General features: G+C 42.1%; 6 protein-coding genes. 3 read left to right on the plus strand and 3 right to left on the minus strand.

From position 1 onward, the window contains the following. Positions 1-83 precede the first annotated feature (83 nt). Positions 84-1,265, plus strand: a complete 1,182-nt coding sequence (locus V7K35_RS03415) for a serine hydrolase domain-containing protein (RefSeq protein ID WP_335076407.1) — start codon at positions 84-86, stop codon at positions 1,263-1,265. 32 nt (positions 1,266-1,297) lie between these two features. On the opposite strand, the gene V7K35_RS03420 is transcribed toward V7K35_RS03415, so the two are convergent. Next, positions 1,298-2,029 (minus strand): Uma2 family endonuclease, encoded by a 732-nt coding sequence (locus tag V7K35_RS03420; RefSeq protein ID WP_335076409.1) that lies wholly within the window; start codon positions 2,027-2,029, stop codon positions 1,298-1,300. Between the two features lie 678 nt (positions 2,030-2,707). Between V7K35_RS03420 and V7K35_RS03425 the strand changes: the two genes are divergently transcribed. After that, positions 2,708-3,157, plus strand: a complete 450-nt coding sequence (locus tag V7K35_RS03425) for an orange carotenoid protein N-terminal domain-containing protein (RefSeq protein ID WP_335076411.1) — start codon at positions 2,708-2,710, stop codon at positions 3,155-3,157. Positions 3,158-3,906: 749 nt separating this feature from the next. Here V7K35_RS03425 and V7K35_RS03430 read toward each other — a convergent pair. Next, positions 3,907-6,129: an FdhF/YdeP family oxidoreductase gene (locus V7K35_RS03430; protein ID WP_335076413.1), complete on the minus strand. Its 2,223-nt coding sequence runs from the start codon at positions 6,127-6,129 to the stop codon at positions 3,907-3,909. Positions 6,130-6,371: 242 nt separating this feature from the next. Here V7K35_RS03430 and V7K35_RS03435 point away from each other — a divergent pair, with 242 nt between their 5' ends. Further along, positions 6,372-7,400 (plus strand): LacI family DNA-binding transcriptional regulator, encoded by a 1,029-nt coding sequence (locus V7K35_RS03435; protein ID WP_335076415.1) that lies wholly within the window; start codon positions 6,372-6,374, stop codon positions 7,398-7,400. A gap of 596 nt (positions 7,401-7,996) precedes the next feature. On the opposite strand, the gene V7K35_RS03440 is transcribed toward V7K35_RS03435, so the two are convergent. Further along, on the minus strand, positions 7,997-8,237 hold a 241-nt coding region (locus tag V7K35_RS03440; RefSeq protein ID WP_335076417.1), incomplete at its 5' end, for a hypothetical protein.

The raw sequence follows: 8,237 nt of genomic DNA on the forward strand, positions 1-8,237 counted from the left end.
TTGTATATCAGATGTCAGAGTGATGCTCATCAACTACTTTGTGTCGTTGAACTAGATCAGCTAGGTTTCTATTTGGAAGTAAAATGAATCTAAAATTTTTGGCTTTCCGCAAAATTTTATTTGCAATAGTCTTTGTGATTTCCCTTGGTTTTGCAGGATACTTAGTGGGTACTAACGTTAGTCAGAGCCTGATTGGAAAATCTCTTGCTAAACAAGTGATGTCTACCTCCACCGTAGGAAAAAGTTCTCAACTACAGACACTTTTAAATGAGATAGTTGTAGAACAGAAAATCCCAGGTGCAGTAATGTATATTAGTACACCAAAAGGTTATTGGTTAGGAGCATCTGGTGTCAATAACTTGTCAACTAAAACCCGGATGAAACCCACAGATGGTTTTGCCATTGCCAGTATGAGTAAAACTTTTATGGCGGTGGTTGTGCTGAAATTAGTGGAGCAAGGGAAGATACAATTAAATCGGGCGATCGCAACCTACCTACCAAGAGACATCACTCCTCATATTATCAACAGCGATAAAATTACAGTTCGTCAACTGCTTAACCACACCAGTGGTGTTGCTGAATACCTAGACACAAAAAAGTTTATTCAAGCTACTGCGAAAAGAAGTCGCTCACAGCCTTGGACAGCTAGAGAAGCTATTCAATATATGTACCAAAAACAACCGCAGGCAAATCCCGGAGAAAAATTTATTTATACTGATTGTAACTACATTCTTTTGGAACTGATTGTTGAAAATATAACTAAGGGAACTCTTGCACGAGCAATCCGCAATCAGATTTTAAAACCATTAGGATTGAAACATACCTTCACGGAATTGCGCGAACCGACAATTGGAGAAGTAGCTACAGGTTATGGCGATCGCAATAAGGATGGTAAGCTAGATAGTTACGCCAAAGTTAATGATGGCAATGGTTTAGGAGATGGTGGATTGGTTTCAACAGCAGAGGATTTAGCCAAGTTCGCTAAAGCGTTATTTGCCAAAAAAACCTTACTTTCCTCGAAGATGATCAAAGAAATGTTGAAATTTAAAGATACTGGCGAAGGCTATAGCTATGGGTTGGGTGTAGAACGGTTCTCATCTCCTTTAGCAAAAGCAATTGGGCATAGTGGTACAGCCTATGGCTTCGTAACATTGCTTGCATATCTCCCGAATCAAAATACCACTATAGTAGTGCTGCTAAACAATCAGAATGTTGATATTAAATCAGTAGCTAAAACAGGTTTACAGGTTGTCGAGAATAAATGATTCTATTTGTAATTATGCTTGTAGGGCTGGCATTATAAATTTTCTGGGTCAATGTTTAGTTCTCGCAATTTGGCTGCTAGGCGTTCAGCCCGTTGTCGTTCTTGTTGGGCGCGTTGTTTTTCTTGTTCAGCCCGTTGTCGTTCTTGTTCAGCCCGTTGTCGTTCTTGTTGGGCGACTTCTTCAGGTGTGGGAATTAGATTTCCTTCCGCAGTGAAATAGCGCAATTTATATTCATAAACACCCAAGTACAAATTTAACTGCTGACTCCACAGCCATCCTTGAGGATTAGGTTCTATCGGTTCATAAGTACCGCCAATCAAGATAAAGCCAGCAAATTCTAAATTATTGGGATCGAACCAAAAATATTCTGGTGTGCGAAAGATATCTTGAAAAATTTGTTTTTTCAAACCCTTGTCAGTTGCCGCTGTAGAATCCGAGAGAAACTCTACAATTATGTTGGGATATTTCCCGTCTTCTTCCCAAACAACCCAACTTTTACGAACTTTGCGTTCACATCCCAGCACTACAAAAAAATCTGGCCCCCGGAATTCTTCTGATCTCCGCTGGCGTTGACTGTAGTAAATTGTGAGATTACCCGCAGCATAAAAGTCATTGCGATTTTGCCACCACAATTCCAAAGATTGTAATAGCAGAATTATTTGGCGTAGATGTAGTTCACTTTCCAAAGGTGGTTCGTCACTATATAAATCCCCTAGAGGAAATATTACATCATTTGGGAATTCAAAATCTTTGGTGGCGGACATGGCTGCAAGTTTTAGGGTGATATAAACTTACCGTAGCAGTAGTTTAAGTTTTAATATCTAGGTTTGTTTTTCCAAACGCGCGATCGCATTATAATCAGGAATCCCTTCAAGCGATCGTTCACTTTTAAATTCTAGGCATTATCACTAAGGTTTGGCTGATTTGAAGAGTAGCTTCTCAAATTGGGGTCATGTCTGGATATAACCAAAACCCTCACAGTCACAAACGTTACTTACAGCTATTTTCAGGTAAATAGACCACGCCCTACGGACATAGTAATGCTGTATCCCTAGATAGATGTGGTTTAAATATTTAAAACCTGTTGTAAAGTATTAGCTTTTCTCTTTGCTTTTGTAGAACTTACGCAATAACTCTCTGAAACCTTATTCCTTTGTGTCCTTTGTGTCCTTTGTGTCCTTCTCTACAAGACGCTGCGCGAATGCGGTTCGTTTTTTCATGATTTTGCGTAAGTCCTGTTTTCTATACATTGAAGCAGGTATTTTTGTAACTAGCAATTTGAGTTATCTCTATCTGTCTTATGTAATAAATCCTATTCATACCCTAAGTAGGATTATCCATCTTTATTCGTTCGTTAAGTTATATGAAGGTACTGAAAGCAAGTTTTTTCAGTAAATAACTCAGGAAATTCAGAATAGTCGTTAATTTAGTTGGAGTTTATTATGACTTACACAGCTGATGAAAAAACAAAACCAGCTTTAGAAGTTTTTAAACGCTTTGATGTAGATACTCAGCTAGGCCTACTTTGGTTCGGTTACCTGGATATTAAAGAGCAGCTACAGCCTGCACCTCCTGAAAGGATAGAAGTTCCTGCTAAAGCGGTGTTTGACCTATTTCTGGACTTGTCTCCTGAAGAGCAATTGCAAGGACAACGCGACATTATTAAAGGTGCAGCTAACAATATTAGCCAAGCCTATAATGCTCTAAGTGCCAATTCCAGATTAGATGTTTGGTTGCTGCTGGCACAAGGAATAGACAATGGAACCATCATTCCAGTGCCATCTGACTATCAACCACCTGCTGAAACGGATGAATTTGTCGCATTGGTCAAAAAGCTAGAGTTTGAGGAGAAGATTAATTTCCTGCTGACTCTGGTGCAAGAATTGGGTTAGTCAAGTTCAAGAACTCTCACTAGCTTTCTAGAATTGGGAATAACTGAAAGTAGCAAATTACAGCAGTTTTCATGTATTTGAACCATATATGTCGTAAGGGCACAGCATTGCTGTGCCCCTACCGTGTGGTCTATTTACCTGAAAATAGCTGTAAGCTAGACTTGGCTATTTTTGCTCTACTTTTATAATCGTTAACTTAAAACTACCGCAGAGATGCTCATCTTTGCGGTAGTTTTAAGTTAATCTGGCTAAGAGGCTGTTTTAAAAGTCATGATTGATGTATCAAATATTTTTTACCCCACCCTAGCCCTCCCCGATATATTGGGGAGGGAAACGGATTTTCTTATTTCCCCCCAATATATCGGGGGGATTAAGGGGGGTCTATTCGACTTATGCAAGAGGTCTATTTTTTACCCCACCCTAACCCTCCCCGATATATTGGGGAGGGAAACGGATTTTCTTATTTCCCCCCAATATATCGGGGGGACTAAGGGGGGTAGTGCCTCTGTTCTTCCTCGATAAGATAGAATCCACTTTGTCAACAAGTAGGTTTTGTTTAAAAAATATATAGTTGGAAATTAGGACTTACGCAAAAATTACCAAAAAGCTTAATTTATCGAACCGCCAAGACGAGGCAGTGCGTTGGGCGGCTCTGCCGACTTGAAGCAACTGCCGTGCCAAGAGCGCCGAGAATTCGTAGAGTGTGCGTAAGTCCTAGAAATGTTAAAACTAGGAAAATAAGACTTGATTCAAATTTTTTCCAACTGCACGATCGCATTATAATCAGGTACTCCTTCAAGCGATCGCTTACTTTTATCTAGTAGCACGTTCCCTTCTGGCCAATGGACTTGCAAGTTTCCTGACTGAATTGGCGCAATATAGACTTGACACAATAACTCGCCTAAATCATTCTTGAGAAGGACGCGATCGCTATCTTTTAAACCAAACTGAGCCGCATCAGTAGCATTCATTAGTACCGCCTCTCGCATTGCCCCAGTAATTGCATCTTTGCGTTCCTGCACCATACTATTAAATTGTTTGCCTCGGCGCGTTGCTACTAAGAAATGACCTTTTGGTAATTCTCTTTGGCGTGGCAATAATACCCCAAAGTGTGCCTTCCCATCTGCTGTCGGGAAATTCCAACCAAAGCACAAATGTGACCCGCCATACTGAAACTGATCGCCAGCCTGGTGTAAATGTTGAATACCTGCATATTGAGGGACAACTTGAGCAATTTCTTGACGGATAGCAGCTGTGTCAGCAAAAGCCAGCTTCTCTGCTAAATCTGGTTGCACGCGTCTTGCCAATTCGAGAAAGACTTCCCACTCTGGACGCGTTTCCCCAATACGCGGCCCCGGTATTTCTGGACTGAAAATTACCCGGCGTTCGGTGTTAGTTTCTGTGACTCCCCCTGGTATTTCATAGCGAGTCGTCGCGGGTAAAAGCACTACAGTATCAGCAGGTTCCACCAACATTTGGCTGGAGAGAACAATATCCATATGTACCCGCAACGGTATTTGCTTCAGCGCCGCTTCCACATAATCTGGTTCTGGCAGCACTTCTAGGAAATTCCCGCCCACAGAGAACAACACATCTAATTGCCCTTGATGTGCGGCGTTAATCATTTCTGGAGCAATTAAACCTTTACTTGCTGGCACTTCAAAGCCCCAATGTTGACTCAATTGGGCAGCATTTTCTAGGGTAATAGGTTTACCACCAGGAAATACTGTTGCGTAACATCCCATCTCTGCACCACCCTGCACCCCAGAGTGACCGCGAATTGGCATTAAACCGCAGCCTTCCCGACCGACAAAACCTTTGGTGAGAGCTAAGTTGATGATACTTCGCACATTATCTTCACCGCATTCATGCTGGGTAATGCCCATACTCCAAACAAATACGGCTTTATTCGCTTCTTTGACCATTTTGGCAAAGGCGTACATTGACTCGCGGGATGTACCAGAGAGCCGCTCTAATTCTTCCCAAGATTGGCTTTCTAATGATGCCTTGAGTTCGGCAAAGCCATCTGTGTACAAATCAATAAATGACTCGTCTACCCAGTTGTTAGCAATTATATGTTTAATTGTGCCATTTAAAAATGCTATATCCCCGCCCATGTTGATTAAGAAGAAGTCTTCGGCAAACTTTGTACCGAAAAGGGCACTTTCTACAATTGAGGGCACCCAGTAGCGCTCCATCCCTGGCTCACGGTAAGTATTAATGACTACAATTTTTGTACCAGCTTTCTTGGCGTTATGGAGATATTTGACGGTAACAGGCTGATTATTGGCAACGTTGGAGCCAATGAAAACTAATAAATCAGTACCAATCCAGTCTTTATATGAACAGGTGGTAGCCCCTGCACCGATAGCAGCTTTTAGTCCCGCCGTACTGGGAGAATGGCAAATGCGAGCAGCGTTATCAATATTATTGCTTCCCATTGCCCGCACAGCTTTTTGAGTGGCATAATAAGTTTCGTTGACAGTACCGCGACTGGTAATATAGAAGCTGAGGCGGTCTGGTGTAGTAGCACGGATGCGATCGCTAATTACCCCTAAAGCTTCATCCCAGCTAACACGGCGAAAGCCTTTTTCCCCTCGTTGACGGATCATCGGGTAAGGAAGCCGTCCCAAGTCTCGTAATTGGGCACTTTTTTGCTTTTGCAACTCCGAGACATCCGCCACTAGCACAGGGTCAAAAGCTGGCATAGTATTCATTCGCAACAGCCGCAACCGGACATTGCACAGATGGATGCCATCTAAAGTCCAATCTTTCATCCCGGTTGTTCCGAGAGCGCAACCATCGCAGACACCTTTATCGAGAATATTCCACGCATAGGGTAGTTTGTCACGAGATAGCCAGATTGCGCGAAAAACCTCCCAATAGTTGTTGGGGTATTGTTCGCCAATCCCGAAAGGCTTCCAACTTGCCCAGTGCTGGGGTGTCCAATACTTCTTGGGTTTCGGCAACATGACGCAAAGAGAGTGAGTGAGGAAAGTGACTCTACTAGGCTACCGTTTTAAGTAGCATTTAAGTAGTATAACTTTAAAAATCTGGGCACTCAGTGGCAAGGGAAAAGACGACACTGCTCACCGTGCTGGCTCCTGCTGACTCCTAAATGTGAGTTGTATTAAAATCTCTTGACAAAGAACGATTATTTTCTATAATATATATCGCACACGTGTGCAATGTATATCATAAGCTCAGATAAAAAATGAATAGACGAAGAATTTCAATTGAAGATATTGCTCGTGTAGCAGGCGTTTCTCATTCCACAGTTTCACGCGCTTTGCGAGATAACGCTCTAATTAGCCCTAAGGTGCGAGAGGAAATTAAGCAACTGGCGCAGGAGATGAACTATGTGCCGAATGCTATTGCTCAAAGCTTGCAAAATAAACGCACTGATACCATTGGTGTAGTAGTAACTTCAATCGCAGATCCCTTTTTTGCAGAGGTAGTAGAGGGAATCGAGAAGATAGCCAGACCAGCAGGCTTGAGTGTTTTGTTAAGTGCTTCACACCGAGGTTTTGAGCAGGAAATAGCAGCTATTGATAGTTTTCATCGCCGCCGAGTGGATGGGATATTAGTAGCCGACTCACGAATTAGTAAGCAGCATACCAAACAATTAACACAAATTGCTGTGCCAACAGTTCTGATTAATAGCCAGACGGAAGATCAATCTGAAATATTTCATTCAGTAGCAATAGACGATCGCTTAGGTGCTAGATTAGCCACAGAGCATCTAATAAGTCTTGGACATACCGCTATTGGTTATCTGGGTGTAAGCGATCGCAGCAGGTCGAACCAGCAGCGCCTGGAAGGATATCGAATGGCTCTTGCTGAAGCTGGTCTACCACAAAATACTGATTGGGTTGCAATTAGTGATGAATATGATCAAAGAACAAGCGATGTTACTACTGGACAACAGATGCTATCTAAACTATTGACTGCTGAGGTAACAGGCATCTTTTGTTACAACGATATGGTAGCAGTTGGCGCTTTGTTAACTTGCAAAGAACTAGGTATTTTAGTACCGCGAAATTTAAGCCTGGTCGGATTTGATGGTATTGCTCTGGGGCGTTACGTTACGCCGGCACTCACAACAGTTAGTCAGCCAATGTTAGAAATTGGTGGCATAGCTATGCAAATGTTACTCGATTTATTAGAAGAAAAAACTGTGGAAAACCGCGTTTTATCACCTTTTCTAGTACAGCGTGATAGTAGTGCAGCATTGATAAAGTAATCTTAAATCGTGTTTATTTGGATGGAAAACTGTAGTTTTTTTGTAATTCAGAGGAAAGCTGATCTTCAAGCCACAACCGAAAATATCCTCTTCTTAAAAACTCTAGGTTTCAAAATGGACGGGGTTTAATTTGAAAAAATTGGCAACTCTTACTCTCTGCGTCTGGGGTAAAGCAAATTCATATTTTCACTCAGCAACACTAAAAATTTTAACTAAACAAAAATTATGTTAACCAAAAAACTGAGTTTATCTCCCGATCGCTGCTTTTCTTCAGAACCCGTTCAAAGGAAATATACCACGCGGTAGGGGCACAGCATTGCTGTGCCCCTACGATAGATGTGGTTCAAATACATAAAAACTGCTGTAAGGCTGCGGTGTACATACAAGTTGAATTACCCCCCTCAATCCCCCCGTATGTATTGGGGGGAAGCCGGAAATCCAGTTCCCTCCCCTTTATAAGGGGGGAAGCCGGAAATCCAGTTCCCTCCCCTTTATAAGGGGAGGGCTAGGGTGGGGTAAACCCTTGGTTAATAAGCTATTTCAGACTTGTGTGTACACCGTAGCTTACCAAGGGGGGTTAAAACGATCTCAAATTATCACGAATGATTTAGGACTGCTATATAAGCACCAGATACCTCCAAGTCGTTTTGAGGTACTCCAAAGTCGTTTTGAGGTACTCCAAAGTCGTTTTGAGGTACTTCAAAGTCGTTTTGAGGTACTTCAAAGTCGTTTTGAGGTACTCCAAAGTCGTTTTGAGGTACTCCAAAGTCGTTTTGAGGTACTCCAAAGTCGTTTTGAGGTACTCCAAAGTCGTTTTGAGGTACTCCAAAGTCGTTT

Origin of the sequence: Nostoc sp. (assembly GCF_036917275.1) — a bacterium.
In the GTDB taxonomy this organism is placed as follows: domain Bacteria; phylum Cyanobacteriota; class Cyanobacteriia; order Cyanobacteriales; family Nostocaceae; genus Nostoc.